The 14,074-nt window shown below is 61.5% G+C and carries 14 protein-coding genes; 5 read left to right on the forward strand and 9 right to left on the reverse strand.

What is annotated here, in order from left to right; all coding sequences use genetic code 11:
* Positions 1–90: 90 nt before the first annotated feature.
* The 3 genes from EC919_RS19835 to lipA are packed head-to-tail and all read left to right on the forward strand — an operon-like array spanning position 91 to position 2,076.
* Complete coding sequence (locus EC919_RS19835) at positions 91–366, forward strand: DUF493 domain-containing protein (RefSeq protein ID WP_133776066.1); 276 nt, start codon at positions 91–93, stop codon at positions 364–366.
* Entirely contained in the window at positions 366–1,013 is a 648-nt protein-coding gene (lipB, locus tag EC919_RS19840; RefSeq protein WP_133776067.1) for a lipoyl(octanoyl) transferase LipB, read from the forward strand. Before EC919_RS19835 ends, lipB begins: the two co-directional genes overlap by 1 nt.
* A 1-nt stretch (position 1,014) precedes the next feature.
* Positions 1,015–2,076: a lipoyl synthase gene (gene lipA, locus EC919_RS19845; RefSeq protein WP_122536892.1), complete on the forward strand. Its 1,062-nt coding sequence runs from the start codon at positions 1,015–1,017 to the stop codon at positions 2,074–2,076.
* A gap of 255 nt (positions 2,077–2,331) precedes the next feature.
* On the opposite strand, the gene EC919_RS19850 is transcribed toward lipA, so the two are convergent.
* From EC919_RS19850 to leuS, 5 genes are all read right to left on the reverse strand, one after another.
* Positions 2,332–3,669, reverse strand: coding sequence for a lytic murein transglycosylase (locus tag EC919_RS19850; protein ID WP_133776068.1), 1,338 nt, complete (start codon positions 3,667–3,669; stop codon positions 2,332–2,334).
* 86 nt (positions 3,670–3,755) lie between these two features.
* The gene (gene arfA / locus EC919_RS19855) at positions 3,756–3,914 is read right to left on the reverse strand and encodes an alternative ribosome rescue factor ArfA (RefSeq protein WP_037017982.1); all 159 of its coding nucleotides are present in this window, start codon (positions 3,912–3,914) and stop codon (positions 3,756–3,758) included.
* 95 nt (positions 3,915–4,009) lie between these two features.
* Complete coding sequence (gene holA, locus EC919_RS19860) at positions 4,010–5,047, reverse strand: DNA polymerase III subunit delta (RefSeq protein WP_133776069.1); 1,038 nt, start codon at positions 5,045–5,047, stop codon at positions 4,010–4,012.
* A gap of 42 nt (positions 5,048–5,089) precedes the next feature.
* The gene (gene lptE / locus EC919_RS19865) at positions 5,090–5,695 is read right to left on the reverse strand and encodes an LPS assembly lipoprotein LptE (protein ID WP_133776070.1); all 606 of its coding nucleotides are present in this window, start codon (positions 5,693–5,695) and stop codon (positions 5,090–5,092) included.
* Positions 5,696–5,783: 88 nt separating this feature from the next.
* Positions 5,784–8,390: a leucine--tRNA ligase gene (gene leuS / locus EC919_RS19870; protein WP_133776071.1), complete on the reverse strand. Its 2,607-nt coding sequence runs from the start codon at positions 8,388–8,390 to the stop codon at positions 5,784–5,786.
* Positions 8,391–8,689: 299 nt separating this feature from the next.
* Between leuS and EC919_RS19875 the strand changes: the two genes are divergently transcribed.
* Positions 8,690–9,061, forward strand: coding sequence for a hypothetical protein (locus EC919_RS19875; protein WP_133776072.1), 372 nt, complete (start codon positions 8,690–8,692; stop codon positions 9,059–9,061).
* Between the two features lie 85 nt (positions 9,062–9,146).
* Entirely contained in the window at positions 9,147–9,908 is a 762-nt protein-coding gene (locus tag EC919_RS19880) for a YdcF family protein (RefSeq protein ID WP_133776073.1), read from the forward strand.
* Between the two features lie 217 nt (positions 9,909–10,125).
* Here the strand turns inward: EC919_RS19880 and lnt are convergent, their stop codons facing one another.
* Genes lnt through EC919_RS19900 form a run of 4 tightly spaced genes read right to left on the reverse strand, consistent with a single transcriptional unit; the run spans position 10,126 to position 14,060 of the window.
* Positions 10,126–11,646, reverse strand: a complete 1,521-nt coding sequence (gene lnt / locus EC919_RS19885; protein ID WP_133776074.1) for an apolipoprotein N-acyltransferase — start codon at positions 11,644–11,646, stop codon at positions 10,126–10,128.
* A 26-nt stretch (positions 11,647–11,672) separates the two neighbouring features.
* The gene (locus EC919_RS19890) at positions 11,673–12,515 is read right to left on the reverse strand and encodes an HlyC/CorC family transporter (protein WP_065988361.1); all 843 of its coding nucleotides are present in this window, start codon (positions 12,513–12,515) and stop codon (positions 11,673–11,675) included.
* A 5-nt stretch (positions 12,516–12,520) separates the two neighbouring features.
* Positions 12,521–13,051 (reverse strand): rRNA maturation RNase YbeY, encoded by a 531-nt coding sequence (gene ybeY, locus EC919_RS19895; protein WP_133776075.1) that lies wholly within the window; start codon positions 13,049–13,051, stop codon positions 12,521–12,523.
* The gene (locus EC919_RS19900) at positions 13,044–14,060 is read right to left on the reverse strand and encodes a PhoH family protein (protein ID WP_133776076.1); all 1,017 of its coding nucleotides are present in this window, start codon (positions 14,058–14,060) and stop codon (positions 13,044–13,046) included. Before EC919_RS19900 ends, ybeY begins: the two co-directional genes overlap by 8 nt.
* Positions 14,061–14,074: the final 14 nt, after the last annotated feature.

Genomic DNA, 14,074 nt, shown 5'->3' on the forward strand with positions numbered 1-14,074 from the left:
TGATCAAAAGCTGACCGTTGCTCCGTACGCCCCCGTCGCCGACCGCGCCGGGGGCCTGTCCGTTTTCCGGCTTACGAGGCCGTTACTGCCATGACAGATACCGAAGTAAAAGCGCCAAAAATCGAATTTCCCTGCGCCGACTATCCCATCAAGATCATCGGTGACACGGGTGTGGGCTTCAAAGACAGAGTCATCGAGATTCTCGAGAAGCACGCCACCGTCGACATGAACACCCTGGCCGAGCGCCAGAGCAGCAACGGCAAGTACACCACCGTTCAGTTGCACATCATCGCCACCGGTCAAGACCAGCTTTACGACATCAACAGTGAATTGCGGGCCACCGGCTTCGTGCACATGGTGCTGTGATGGGTGCGGTTCTGGGCTTTCGTGAACTCGGGCTGACCGACTACGAGCCCACCTGGCAGGCCATGAAACGCTTCACCGACGGTCGCGACCGCGAAACCGCCGATGAGGTCTGGCTGGTGCAGCATCCACCTGTCTTCACTCAAGGCCAGTCCGGCAAGCCCGAGCATTTGCTACTGCCGGGTGATATCCCGGTGGTGCAGGTCGATCGCGGCGGCCAAGTGACTTATCATGGCCCCGGCCAACTGGTCGCGTATTTGCTGCTGGACGTGCGCCGTCTGGGCTTTGGCGTTCGCGAACTGGTCACCCGGATCGAGCGCAGCCTGATCGATCTGCTGGCCAGTTACGGCGTAGACGCCGCAGCCAAGCCCGATGCACCGGGGGTTTATGTCGACGGCGCCAAAGTTGCCTCTTTGGGGTTGCGCATCCGCAACGGCTGTTCGTTTCACGGCCTTGCGTTGAACGTCGATATGGATCTGGACCCTTTTAAACGGATTAACCCCTGCGGATATGCGGGGCTGGCGATGACCCAGCTGCGTGAACAGGCAGGTCCGATTGAATTTGCCGAGGTTAGTGCCCGGCTGCGTGCGCAGCTCGTCAACCACCTCGACTACGCTGAGCAGACGACCCTAACGGGCGGAATCGATTGATATGACTACCGCGTATGAGGCAGCTGACACTGTCGTGAATACAGAGAATGCCGTACAAACCCTGATCCCGACAGTGAGCGTGGCCACGCCTGAGCGTGTGGCTCGCCCGAAAGTGGAAGCCGGCGTGAAGCTGCGCGGCGCGGAAAAAGTCGCGCGCATCCCGGTGAAGATCATTCCGACGGTCGATCTGCCGAAGAAGCCGGACTGGATTCGCGTGCGCATTCCGGTGTCGCCGGAAGTCGACCGCATCAAAGCGCTGCTGCGCAAGCACAAGCTGCACAGCGTGTGCGAAGAGGCGTCCTGCCCGAACCTGGGCGAGTGCTTCTCCGGCGGTACCGCGACCTTCATGATCATGGGCGACATCTGCACCCGTCGCTGCCCGTTCTGCGACGTCGGCCATGGCCGTCCGAAGGCGCTGGACACCGATGAGCCGAAAAACCTCGCCGTTGCCATCGCGGACCTGAAACTCAAGTACGTTGTTATCACTTCCGTGGACCGTGACGACCTGCGCGACGGCGGTGCTCAGCACTTTGCCGACTGCATCCGCGAGATCCGCTTGCTGTCGCCGAACGTGCAGCTGGAAACCCTGGTTCCGGATTACCGTGGCCGCATGGACATCGCGCTGGAAATCACCGCCGCGACGCCGCCAGACGTCTTCAACCACAACCTGGAAACCGTGCCGCGCCTGTACAAGGCTGCGCGTCCGGGTTCGGATTACCAGTGGTCGCTGACCTTGCTCAAGCGCTTCAAGGAAATGGTCCCCCACGTGCCGACCAAGTCCGGGCTGATGCTGGGGCTGGGCGAGACCGACGAAGAAGTCATCGAAGTCATGCAGCGCATGCGCGAGCACAACATCGACATGCTGACTCTGGGTCAGTACCTGCAACCGTCGCGCAATCATTTGCCAGTGCAGCGCTTCGTGCACCCTGACGTCTTCGACTGGTTTGCCGAAGAAGGCTACAAGATGGGCTTCAAGAACGTCGCCTCCGGCCCGCTGGTTCGCTCCTCGTACCACGCGGACGAACAAGCCAAGCTGGTCAAGTCGCTGCTCACGGCGGGTTGATCACAGCGTCGTTGATGCAGAACGCAAAACGGGCCGGATAGAAATATCCGGCCCGTTTTTTTATGCGTGGCGTTCACGGCGGTATGGCTAACCTGCATCGCCATAACGGCACACGCATTCTGTAGGAGCCGGCTTGCTGGCGAATGCGGTTGCCCCGACAAACTTATATAGCCTGACGGACCGCATTCGCCACCGTCGTAACCTCCGGCAGCTCCTACAGGTTGTGTGCTCGCCTGAGGATCATGTCTGCAGCAGTTACGGCTTGCGCAACTGCTCCAGCAATTCCTGGGTTGGATACCCGTCCGCTGGCCAGCCAAAGGATTGCTGTGCACTGCGGATCGCCTTGCGCGTGTTGGCGCCGATGATCCCGTCCGGCGCGCCTGCGTCGTACTGTCGGGCCGAGAGCAGCGTCTGCAACTCGATACGCTCGGTGCGGCTCAGCGGACGATCGCCCCGTGGCCAACTGCCTTGCACATAACCGCCGCCATTGAAGCGCTCGGACAGCAATCCGATGGCCATCGCATAGGACGACGAGTTGTTGTACTTCAGGATGGCGCGGAAGTTATCCATCACCAGAAAGGCCGGGCCTTTGTAGCCAGCGGGCAGCAGCAACGCCGCCTGTTGCTGCAGCAGATTGGCCGGGAGTGCAGAGCCGTTCGGCAGCTTCAGACCCAGCTGCTGCCATTCGCCAATGGATTTGCGGGTTGAGGCGTCTGCCAGCGCGTAGTCGAAACCCTGAGCCAGTTGCACTTCGAAGCCCCACGGCTGGCCTTTCTGCCAGCCGGAGCTTTGCAGGTAATGCGCAGTGGAGGCGAGGGCGTCGGTCGGAGAGTTCCAGATATCACGGCGACCGTCGCCGTCGAAGTCCACCGCGTGGGTGTTGTAGGTCGTCGGTATGAACTGCGTCTGACCCATGGCGCCGGCCCATGATCCGAGCATGCTCGGCGCATCGATGTCGCCGTGCTGAATGATCTGCAGCGCGGCGATCAGTTGATCCTGGGCGAACTGCGGCCGGCGGCCTTCATAGGCCAGCGTCGCCAGTGAGCGAATCACTGACTGAGTGCCCTGGAACTGGCCGAAGCTGCTCTCCATGCCCCACACGGCAACCAGTGCCTGGCGATCGACGCCATAACGCTGCTCGATGGCGCTGAGCGCGTCGGCGTATTGATTGAGCAATGCCTGCCCCTTGCGCACGCGCACGGCCGACATCGCGCCGTCGAGGTATTCCCACACCGGGCGACTGAATTCCGGCTGGCTGCGATCGGCCTTGACCACGCTCATGTCCGGCGTGACACCGGCAAATGCGTTATCGAACACCTCGGGGCGCACACCCGCGTTCAGCGCCAGAGCACGAAACTGGCTCTGCCACTCGCTGAAGGTCATTGCGGGCTGGATTTCAAAGTTGCCGTCGTCGGGTTGCGCAACGGCGCCTGAAGGCGTGGGCAGGTTCTTGACGACTTGCGCCGCGGGCGCGGACTGGAGAGGGGTGGCAACGGCAGCGGTAGGCTGCTCGGCACAGGCAACCAGCGCGAAGAGGCTGGAAGCGGCGATCAACTGGCGAAGGTGCCAGCGACGGGGAAAGCTTGGGGGCATTCTGGGGTCCACAGGGCTAAACCGGAAGGTGCAGACCTTAACATGCCGGCCCTGTTGGTGGGGCGTCAGTCAGTAACCTGAAGTTTTCAAGCCGCCATAACGGAAGAAGCCTCCCAGCTTTTAGACTGGAAGGCTTCGCGGCGGTAGCTGCCTTTGCCTTTGCCGGGTTGTTCCTGACGGCTGCGGAACAGTGGCTGGGCGATGATGGATTTGGCCTTGTTCGGCCGCTTTTTGGCTTTGCTCATGGCGTTCTCGCTCAAGTGATGGGGTGGAGCAGCGGGGATATTCTGCCAGTTCGGTGCCGCTGTCCAATTAACCTGAGCTATCGAAACGTTACAGATTATTCCGCCGGCAATGCCAGCCGTTGTCCGGCCATCAGCAACGTCAGTCGACTCAGGCTGCTCCAGACCGAGCCTTGGGCCTGGCCTTTGATCTGCGCGTCGATGTGTTGCGCGTCCATCAGCAGCTGGCCCCAGCGTCGCGCGGAGTGGCGTTGCAGGGCTTTGCTCATCAGCGGTTTGCGCTTGTCCCAGATGGGTGGGCGCGCCTGGCTGAAGGCCTTGTCCAGCGGGATGCCCTGACTGAACTGCAACGCCAGATTGGCCAGTACACGCAACTCGCGGGACAGCGCCCAGAGAATGACCGGAGGCTCAACGCCTTCGCCGCGCAGCCCTTCGAGCATACGCAGTGCGTGCGCTGCTTCGCCATTAAGAATGGCGTCAGTCAGACCGAAGACATCGAAGCGCGCGCTGTCGGCCACCGCCGCCTGCACCGTCTCCACCGTGATCTGGCCTTCGTCGGCCATCAGCTTGAGCTTTTCGATTTCCTGAGCGGCCGCCAGCAGATTGCCTTCCACCCGCGCGGCGATCAGCTCGATGGCGTCTGGCGTTGCTGCGAGGCCGGCCTGTGACAGGCGCTGACGAATCCATTGCGGCAACTGGCTGGCGTCCACCGGCCAGATCTGCACGAACTGGGTCTGCGGCCCTTCGACCAGCGCCTTGCCCCATTTGGTTTTCTGCGCCGAGCCGTCGAGCTTGGGCAGGCTGATCAACAGCAGCGTGTCCTCGGCGGGACGGCCGCAATACTCCAGCAGCGCGGCGGCGCCTTTGTCGCCGGGTTTGCCGGACGGCAGGCGCAACTCCAGCAGCCGGCGCTCGGCGAACAGCGACATGCTCGCGCCCGCCTGAAGCAGGGTGCCCCAGTCAAAGCTTGAGTCGGCGCTGAACACCTGACGTTCGTCATAGCCTTGCTGGCGCGCAGCCGCACGAATGGCGTCGCAGGCCTCCTGGCACTGCAGCGGGTCATCGCCGCTGACAATGTAGACAGGCGCAAGCGCACCTTGGAGGTGTTTGGAAAGCTGGGCGGGGGCGAGTTTCATGGGTCAGAAAAGATCAGGGCCGGCGAACCGGCCCTGATGCCGTCACTTGGACGGGATTTCAATAGGCGACTGCTGTGGCGTCTCGTCGCGAATACGCTGAGCAGCGGCTTCGGCATCCGCCTGGGCGCGGGCAGCGGCGTCGGCTGTGGCTTGCAGCTCGTCAAGGCGCTGAGGTGTCAGCTGCTGCAGACGGGCCAGCACCTTCTGCACGAGGTCAGTGCGCATTTCCTTACGGATCTGGTCGGCTTCCTGGTCAGAGCCGATCAGGTTGTTGCCGTCGTGAACGAAGACTTTCTGCGACTGAACCGAGTCATCAAGCAGCAGGACGTCTTTGCTGCCGTGAATTTCATACTTCAGCACGGTGGTCAGCTCGTATTCGGCGGAACGGCCGGAACCGGCGTAGCTCGCGGTGCGCTGGGTTTCGTCCTCACGGGCGATGAACAATTTGTACTGGGCGCCGGTGTAGACGTGCACGCCGCTGTTGGTCAGGGTCTGACGCAGCTGAGTGACGATGTCGCCATAAGCGTCGCGCGCACTCACGTCGAGTTCTTTGACCGACAGGGCATTGGTGCCGGTGCCGCGCAGCTGGAAACCGCAGGCGCTCAGCAGAACCGCGAGTCCCATTACCAGCAGATTGCGTTTGATCATCTTGTTGCTCCCTTGAATCCGTTAGAACCCGGCATCCCGGGTTCTTGAAATTGATGCGGCGCCTGCATGCGGGCGCCCGATGATTGCGTCAGCTGGCAACGATGTTAACCAGTTTGCCCGGCACCACGATGACTTTGCGGATCGTCAGGCCGTCGATGAAGCGCAGCACGTTTTCATTGATCCGTGCGGCAGCCTCGACTTCCTCGCGGGAGGCGCTGGCCGGCATCTCGATATGGCCCCGCAGCTTGCCGTTGACCTGAATCACCAGCTGCAGCGTGTCCTGCACCAGTGCCGAGCCATCGACCACAGGCCAGCCGGCGTCGATGATCGGACCTGGGTGACCCAGTGCAGCCCACAGCTCGTGGCTGATGTGCGGGGTGATCGGCGCCAGCAACAGCGCGACCGTCTCCAGACCTTCCTGCAACAGCGCGCGGTCCTGAGCCGAAACCTGCGGTGCCTTTTCCAGTACGTTCATCAGCGTCATCACTTGCGCGATGGCAGTGTTGAATTTGTGGTGCTGCCCAACGTCCTGACCGGCCTGTTTGATGGCCAGGTGAATCGAGCGGCGAATGGCCTTCTGGTCATCGTTCAGCGCGGTTTTGTCGAGTGCGCTTGCTGCGCCCGCCGTCACGTGAGCCTGAGCCAGACGCCAGACGCGCTTGAGGAAGCGGTGCGAGCCTTCCACGCCGGAGTCAGACCATTCCAGGCTCATGTCAGGTGGCGAGGCGAACATCATGAACAGGCGGCAGGTGTCTGCGCCGTACTGGTCGATCATCGACTGAGGGTCGACACCGTTGTTCTTCGATTTCGCCATCTTTTCGATGCCGCCGATTTCAACCGGCTGGCCATCGGCAATAAGCCTGGCGCCGATGATCTTGGCTTTGCTGTCACGTTCGAACTCGACCTCCGCCGGGTTGAACCAGGTTTTGCTGCCGTTGGCTTCCAGACGATAGAACGTCTCGGCCACGACCATGCCCTGGGTGAGCAGGTTCTTGAACGGCTCGTTGGAGCTGACCAGGCCTTCGTCGCGCATCAGCTTGTGGAAGAAGCGCGCGTACAGCAGGTGCAGGATCGCGTGTTCGATACCGCCGATGTATTGGTCAACCGGCAGCCAGTGATTCGCGGCCTTCGGGTCGACCATGCCGCCTTCGTAGTGAGGCGAGGCGTAGCGGGCGAAGTACCACGAGGACTCGACGAAGGTGTCCATCGTGTCGGTTTCGCGCTTGGCCGGCGCGCCGCAGGTCGGGCAGCTGCACTCGTAGAACTCGGGCATACGCGCCAGCGGTGAGCCCGCGCCGTCCGGCACTACGTCTTCAGGCAGCTTGACCGGCAGTTGATCTTCCGGGACAGGCACGTCACCGCACGTGTCGCAGTGGATGATCGGGATCGGGCAGCCCCAGTAGCGCTGGCGGCTGATGCCCCAGTCGCGCAGACGGAACTGGGTGCGTGACTTGCCGAGGTCTTTCTTGAGCAGCGCGGCTTCCATGGCGTCGAATGCGCCGGCGAAATCCAGGCCATCGAACTCGCCGGAGTTGATCAGCTGACCGTGCTCGCCGTACGCGTCCTGCCACGGCGCAGGGGTTTCATCGCCCGCGCTGGTGCGTACAACGGCTTTGATCGGCAGGCTGTACTTGGTGGCGAACTCGAAATCACGTTCGTCGTGTGCAGGCACGGCCATGACCGCGCCGTCGCCGTAATGCATCAGCACGTAGTTGGCGACCCACACCGGCAGTTTCTCACCGGTCAGCGGGTGCTCGACGAACAGCGAGGTCGGCAGGCCTTTCTTTTCCTGGGTGGCGACGTCGGCTTCAGCGACGCTGCCGCTCTTGCATTCGTTGATGAACGCTTGCAGCTCGGGATTGTTCTGCGCAGCCAGGGTCGCCAGCGGGTGCTCGGCGGCAACGGCCACGTAGGTCGCGCCCATCAGGGTGTCGGGGCGGGTGGTGAAGACTTTCAGGGCGCCGGCTTCGCCGATGGACGCCTGGTCGTACGGGAACTGCACTTCCATGCCGCGGGATTTGCCGATCCAGTTGCGCTGCATGGTCTTGACCTGTTCAGGCCAGCCCGGCAACTCGTCGAGGCTCTCCAGCAGCTCATCCGCGTATGCGGTGATCTTGAAGTAGTACATCGGGATTTCGCGTTTTTCGATCACCGCGCCCGAACGCCAGCCGCGCCCGTCGATGACTTGCTCGTTGGCCAGGACGGTCTGGTCGACCGGGTCCCAGTTCACGGTGCCGTTCTTGCGGTAGATCACGCCTTTTTCGAACAGGCGAGTGAACAGCCATTGTTCCCAGCGGTAGTAATCCGGTTTGCAGGTGGTGATTTCGCGAGACCAGTCGATCGCCAGACCCAGGCTCTTGAGCTGGTTCTTCATGTAGGCGATGTTTTCGTAGGTCCACTTGGCGGGTGCGACGTTGTTCTTCATCGCGGCGTTTTCCGCCGGCATGCCGAACGCGTCCCAGCCCATCGGCTGCAGGACGTTTTTGCCTTGCATGCGCTGATAGCGGGCGATCACGTCGCCGATGGTGTAGTTGCGCACGTGGCCCATGTGCAGCTTGCCGCTGGGGTAAGGGAACATCGACAGGCAGTAGAAGGTGTCCTTGCCTGGCTGTTCACCGACTTCAAAAGACTTTTGCTCGTCCCAGAAGGTCTGGGCGGCGGCTTCGATTTCGCGGGGCTGGTAGAGTTCGTGCATGGCTACTTTTGGCTGAAATGAGTGACCCTTGACCGCTTCTCGGCGTGACCGGATCAGAAGCCTTCGCATGCCAGACGAGGCCGTCCGCATTGCGATGCATCCATGCCCGGTGGGGCGGAAGTGGATTTACAGGAAGCGCCGTAGCATACATGAGGCTACCAAGCCGAGGGAAACCCTGATTGCGTGCTCAAGACTCGGCATCTGCGGCATCCGCCGTTGGTCGCGGCATCGCGCCGGTTTTGGAAGCGGCGCTAAGCTCACTGACGGGGGTAAGTGTTTATCTTCAGTGAGGTGAGCGGATGGCAGAGCTGCAGCATGAAGTAGAGCAACCTGATGTGTATGACCGTCTGATCAATCGTCTGGGCCTGGCTCTGGACACAGCAAAAACAGCCGTGCGACTTCGAAACGAGTCCCCTGCCGAGCTTGAGTTGCGTGGCTTGAGTCACGCCGAGTTTGAGTTGATCAAGGCTTATCTGGGCCGAACCGAAGTCGTCTTCAAAGACGATTCACTGCTCGTCACGAGGGGAAGTTCCAGCACCTCACGGGAGCCTTCCGAGCCGATACGAGCGCCCCATCCTCATGCCAATGTCATCTGGCTCAAGGATCAGCGCCGAGCCAAGGTGTCGGCAAAGTTGAGTCGCTACAGTTCCACCAAACATTTCAAGCGTTAACTTCTGCGGGGGCTGACCCCGGCCAATCGAGCATTGCTGCTTAGCGTCATTGCTTTTAGGCTTCGGGCATCTTTGGAGATGCCCGATGCCTTTTCGTTATTTCATCAAGAACCTGCTGCTGCCTCCGGGCCTTTTCCTGCTGTTGTTAGTGCTCGCCTGGTGGTTGAGAAATCGCCGGCCGGTGCTGGCGCGGGTGCTGTTCGTCATCGGCGTTGGCGGCATGACCGCAATGAGTTTGCCGATTGTGGTGGAGTGGTCGGCGAAGGGTATCGAGAGTATCCCGCCGCTGCCGCAGAGCGAGTGGGCGACATTGGCCCAGCGTGCCGATGCGATCGTAATTCTCGGTTCTGGCCGCGAACGCAATGACCCGAGCTGGGGCACTGACATCCCGACGGGCGTTGCGCTGGAACGCATGCGGTATGCCGCGCGCTTGTCCAAAGCGTCGGGTCTGCCGATCCTCACCACCGGCGGGCTGCATTACGGCGAGCCGCCGAGCGAGGCGGCAATCATGGCCGACTCCCTGCACGACGACTTTGGCGTGAGTGTGCGTTGGCAGGAAGGTGAAAGCCGCACGACCTGGGAAAACGCCAAGATGTCGGCCGCGATTTTATTGCCGCAGGGCATCAAGCGTGTGGTCGTGGTGACACAGGCGTGGCACATGCCGCGTTCGGTGTGGAGTTTCGAGAAGGCCGGATTCAGCGTGGTTCCGGCGCCTGTGGGATTCCTGAGCGTGGACAACGCCCGCCCGTTCGGTGGCTGGACGCCAGAGGCGAGGGCGGTGTGGCAGAACGGGCAATTGATCAACGAAGCGGCGGGATTGGTGGGGTATCGGTTGTTTTACCGGTAGCCAGCGTTATGCGGCTGCCTGTAGGTGCTGCCGGGGCGTCGCTTCCCCTTGTCCCGCGAAAGGGTTCACTGCTTTCGAAGCTGGAACTGACACACCCGAATCTGTAGGAGCCGGCTTGCTGGCGAATGCGTCAGGCCAGGCACTACAACGGTGACTGACCGGTTCGCCAGCAAGCCGGCTCCTACAGATTGAGTTCACCGACGTCAGTCGGGACCCGCTACACCGCCTTCGCTATCCTGCCCGCAAAGAACGCCCAGCCGATCAGCAGCAACGACAGCACGATCAACGGCCACGAGCGCCAGTGCAGGTACGGCGTGAGGTTTTGCATCGGGGTGACTTCGCCATACATCACGGCGCGTTCGAATTGCGGCACGGTGGTGGTGATTTCGCCAAACGGGTCGATCAGCGCGCTGACGCCGTTGTTGGTGGCGCGGATCATCCAGCGGCCGGCTTCCAGTGCGCGCATTTGCGCCATCTGCAAATGCTGCAGCGGGCCGATCGAGGTGCCGAACCATGTGTCATTGCTCACCGTCAGCAGCAGATCGCTTTGCGCCGACAGCCCTGCGGCGAACTCCGGGTATACCACCTCATAACAGATGAACGGCGCGATCTCATAACCCTTCGCCTGCAACAGCGCTTGCCCGGACGGCCCGCGCGCAAAGTCGGACATCGGCAGGTTGAAGAACCCGATCAGCCCGCGCAGCAGGTCCTGCAACGGCACGTACTCACCAAACGGCACCAGCTTTTGCTTCAAGTAGGTGCCATCGCCTTCGCCCGTTACGGTAATGGCGTTGTAATAACGATATTCGCCATGGGTGCCTTTCTCGCGCAGTGGCACGCCAGTGATCAGCGCCGAATCGCGCTCGGCCGCAAACTTGCCCATCACCGACAGATAACCTTCGACCGACTCCTTGAGCACCGGCACCGCCGTTTCCGGCCAAATGATCAGGTCAGCTTTCTTCGAGCTGAAAGTCATGTCGCGGTACAGCGCGAGTTGCGCGTTGAGCGCCGCCGGGTCCCACTTCATGCTCTGCTCGACGTTGCCCTGCATGGCTGCGACAGTCAGCGGCTTGCCGGAAGGCTCGGTCCAGGCGTGATGCTTCAGCGCCAGCCCGGCAACCCACGGCGCCAGCAGCAAGACAATGCCAGCCGCCAACTTCGGCGCGCGCGTGCGCAAACGAGGCAGGTTGCACAGCAACGCCGCACTCAGCGCGAGTACAAAGGAGATTAGCCACATGCCGCCCAGTGGCGCGAGTCCTTTAAGAGGCCCGTCGAGCTGGCTGTAGCCGGAATAGAGCCAGGGAAAGCCGGTGAGGAACCAGCCGCGAAACATTTCCTGGCCGAACCACAGGGCCGCGAAGGCCAGTGAGTCTGCAAGCGGGGCTTCGTTGCGGCGGATCCAGCGGGCCCAGACCCACGCCGGCAGGGCGAAGAAGAACGCCACTGCCGCGCAGAACAGCACCATCAGGAAAGCCGCCAGCCAGACCGGCGCCTCGCCATAGGTGTGGATGCTGACGTAAATCCAGCTGGTGCCGCCACCAAAAAGGCCGAACCCGTAGGACCAGCCGCGCCAGAGGGCCTGACGCGGTGTGAGGTCGCGCAGACCGAGATAGAAAACCACCAGCGCGACAATCGCCAGCGGCCAGATATCGAAGGGTGCCAGGGCCAGGGTAATCAACGCGCCGGCCACCATGGCCAGCAGGTTACCGGGCCAGCCGGGGCGGGTGATCCAGCGCATTTACATTCCTTAAAGCGGGTAGGGCATTACGTGCGGTTGATCGGGCTCAGGCGCAGCAAGTGAATACGACGGCTGTCGGCATTCAGGATGCGGAAACGGTACGCGCCGATTTCGGTGATTTCATTACGCTTGGGCAGATGCCCGAACGCGTTCATCACCAGACCGCCGACGGTGTCGAATTCGTCATCGGAGAACCCGCTGTCGAAGAACTCGTTGAAGCTCTCGATCGGGGTCAGCGCCTTGACCAGGAAGTCGCCACTGGGCAGTGGCTTGATGTAGCTGTCTTCCTCGACGTCGTGCTCGTCTTCGATGTCGCCAACGATTTGCTCGAGCACGTCTTCGATGGTCACCAGACCCGCCACGCCGCCGTATTCGTCGATGACGATGGCCATGTGATTGTGGTTGGCGCGGAATTCCCGCAACAGCACGTTCAGGCGCTTGGATTCAGGGACGAAGGTCGCCGGGCGCAGCAGGCTTTTCACGTCGCCGCTGCCACCGTCTTCCTTGAGGATCAGCGGCAGCAGGTCCTTGGCGAGCAATACGCCCAGCACGTCATCGTGGCTTTCGCCGATGACCGGGTAGCGCGAGTGCGCCGAGTCGATCACGGCAGGCAGAAACTCGCGTGGGGTCTGGCTGGCCTTGATGCTGATCATCTGCGAGCGCGGCACCATGATGTCGCGGACCTGCAGGTCGGCGACCTGAATAGCGCCCTCGACGATGGCCAGCGCTTCACTGTCCAGCAGCTTGTTCTGATGGGCTTCGCGCAGCAGCTCCAGGAGCTCCTGGCGGTTTTTCGGCTCATGGGCAAATGCCTGGGTCAGTTTGCCCAACCATGACTTTTGCCCGTTGCTCGATCGGTCTTCGCTCATAGCCCTTACTCGTGATCCTTGGCTGATGTTTCTAAATGGGGTGTGTCGGAATTGGGTGCTTCTGGATGGAGCGCGTCGACAGATTCGTCGTCTGCGTAAGGATCCGGATAGCCAAGCTCTGCAAGCAACTCTCGTTCCAGCGCCTCCATCTCTTCGGCTTCGTCGTCATCGATGTGATCGTAGCCCAACAGATGCAGACAGCCATGAATCACCAGATGCGCCCAATGAGCGTCTGGTGATTTGCTCTGTTCAGCGGCTTCACGGGTAACGACCGGCACGCAGATGACCAGATCGCCCAGCAGCGGAATGTCCAGCATCTCGTCGGGGACATCGGCAGGAAACGACAGCACATTGGTGGCGTAATCCTTGTGCCGCCAGGTGTTGTTCAGCTCTCGGCCTTCGGCTTCGTCGACGAGGCGAATGGTCAGTTCCGAGTCAGCCGAACGCTGGCGCAGGCCCATTTCACACCAGAGGCGAAACTGGGCTTCGCTCGGGGCGCTGGCCTGACTCGCGAGTTGCAGATCCAGCTCAAGCATCGCGGCGAGTGTCCCGTGAACCCTGTGGAGCGACCGGGTTGTCGTTGCGTTCTTCGTAGCGCTCGTAGGCTTCGACGATGCGCTGCACCAGCGGATGGCGCACGACGTCCTTGGGCTTGAAGTGGGTGAAGCTGATGCCCGGCACGTCCTTGAGCACTTCGATGACGTGGTTCAAACCGGATTTCGTGCCTTTGGGCAGGTCGATCTGGGTGACGTCACCGGTGATCACGGCCGTGGAGCCGAAACCGATACGGGTCAGGAACATTTTCATCTGCTCGACGGTGGTGTTCTGACTCTCGTCGAGAATGATGAAGCTATTGTTAAGCGTGCGACCGCGCATGTAAGCCAGTGGCGCGACTTCGATCACCTGCTTCTCGATCAGCTTGGCGACGTATTCGAAGCCGAGCATTTCGTACAGCGCGTCATACAGCGGGCGCAGGTACGGGTCGATTTTCTGGGACAGGTCGCCGGGCAGGAAGCCGAGCTTTTCGCCCGCTTCTACAGCAGGACGCACCAGCAGGATGCGGCGGATGGTCTCGCGCTCAAGGGCATCGACCGCTGCCGCCACCGCCAGATAGGTCTTGCCGGTACCGGCCGGGCCTATGCCGAAGTTGATGTCGTTGGCGAGGATTTCCTTCACGTACCGCTGCTGATTCAAGCCACGCGGGCGAATCATGCCTTTCTTGGTACGCAAGGCGACGCCGACTTCGGCAGCAGGGTGGTTGTCCAGCTCTTCGACGCCGGATTCCTGCAGGAACAGATGAACCATGTCCGGGGACAGCTCGGTCGCTTTCGTTTCCCGATACAGCCGGCGCAACAGGTTCTCTGCCGAGGTGGTTTGTTTGCGCTCGCCGATCATCTCGAACTGGCCTCCGCGATTGCGGATCTCGATGTCCAGGCGCTGTTCGATCAAGCGCAGATGCTCGTCGAATTGCCCGCACAGATTGGCGAAGCGGTGAGCCTCGATAGGTTCGAGGGTAAAGCGATGTGGTTCGATAGGTGCGTTCAAAGTGGTTTTGGGCC

This window comes from Pseudomonas graminis (genome assembly GCF_004364335.1).
In the GTDB taxonomy this organism is placed as follows: Bacteria; Pseudomonadota; Gammaproteobacteria; order Pseudomonadales; family Pseudomonadaceae; genus Aquipseudomonas; species Aquipseudomonas graminis_D.

Bases quoted from the DNA above. Each gene is read 5' to 3' on its own strand.
- leuS (WP_133776071.1), bottom strand. From the start codon at position 8,390: ATGCACGAACTCTACCAGCCCCGCGAAATCGAAGCCGCCGCCCAGACC.
- EC919_RS19880 (WP_133776073.1), top strand. From the start codon at position 9,147: ATGCCTTTTCGTTATTTCATCAAGAACCTGCTGCTGCCTCCGGGCCTT.
- holA (WP_133776069.1), bottom strand. From the start codon at position 5,047: ATGAAACTCGCCCCCGCCCAGCTTTCCAAACACCTCCAAGGTGCGCTT.
- arfA (WP_037017982.1), bottom strand. From the start codon at position 3,914: ATGAGCAAAGCCAAAAAGCGGCCGAACAAGGCCAAATCCATCATCGCC.
- lipB (WP_133776067.1), top strand. From the start codon at position 366: ATGGGTGCGGTTCTGGGCTTTCGTGAACTCGGGCTGACCGACTACGAG.
- EC919_RS19850 (WP_133776068.1), bottom strand. From the start codon at position 3,669: ATGCCCCCAAGCTTTCCCCGTCGCTGGCACCTTCGCCAGTTGATCGCC.
- lipA (WP_122536892.1), top strand. From the start codon at position 1,015: ATGACTACCGCGTATGAGGCAGCTGACACTGTCGTGAATACAGAGAAT.
- lptE (WP_133776070.1), bottom strand. From the start codon at position 5,695: ATGATCAAACGCAATCTGCTGGTAATGGGACTCGCGGTTCTGCTGAGC.
- lnt (WP_133776074.1), bottom strand. From the start codon at position 11,646: ATGCGCTGGATCACCCGCCCCGGCTGGCCCGGTAACCTGCTGGCCATG.
- EC919_RS19875 (WP_133776072.1), top strand. From the start codon at position 8,690: ATGGCAGAGCTGCAGCATGAAGTAGAGCAACCTGATGTGTATGACCGT.
- EC919_RS19890 (WP_065988361.1), bottom strand. From the start codon at position 12,515: ATGAGCGAAGACCGATCGAGCAACGGGCAAAAGTCATGGTTGGGCAAA.
- ybeY (WP_133776075.1), bottom strand. From the start codon at position 13,051: ATGCTTGAGCTGGATCTGCAACTCGCGAGTCAGGCCAGCGCCCCGAGC.
- EC919_RS19835 (WP_133776066.1), top strand. From the start codon at position 91: ATGACAGATACCGAAGTAAAAGCGCCAAAAATCGAATTTCCCTGCGCC.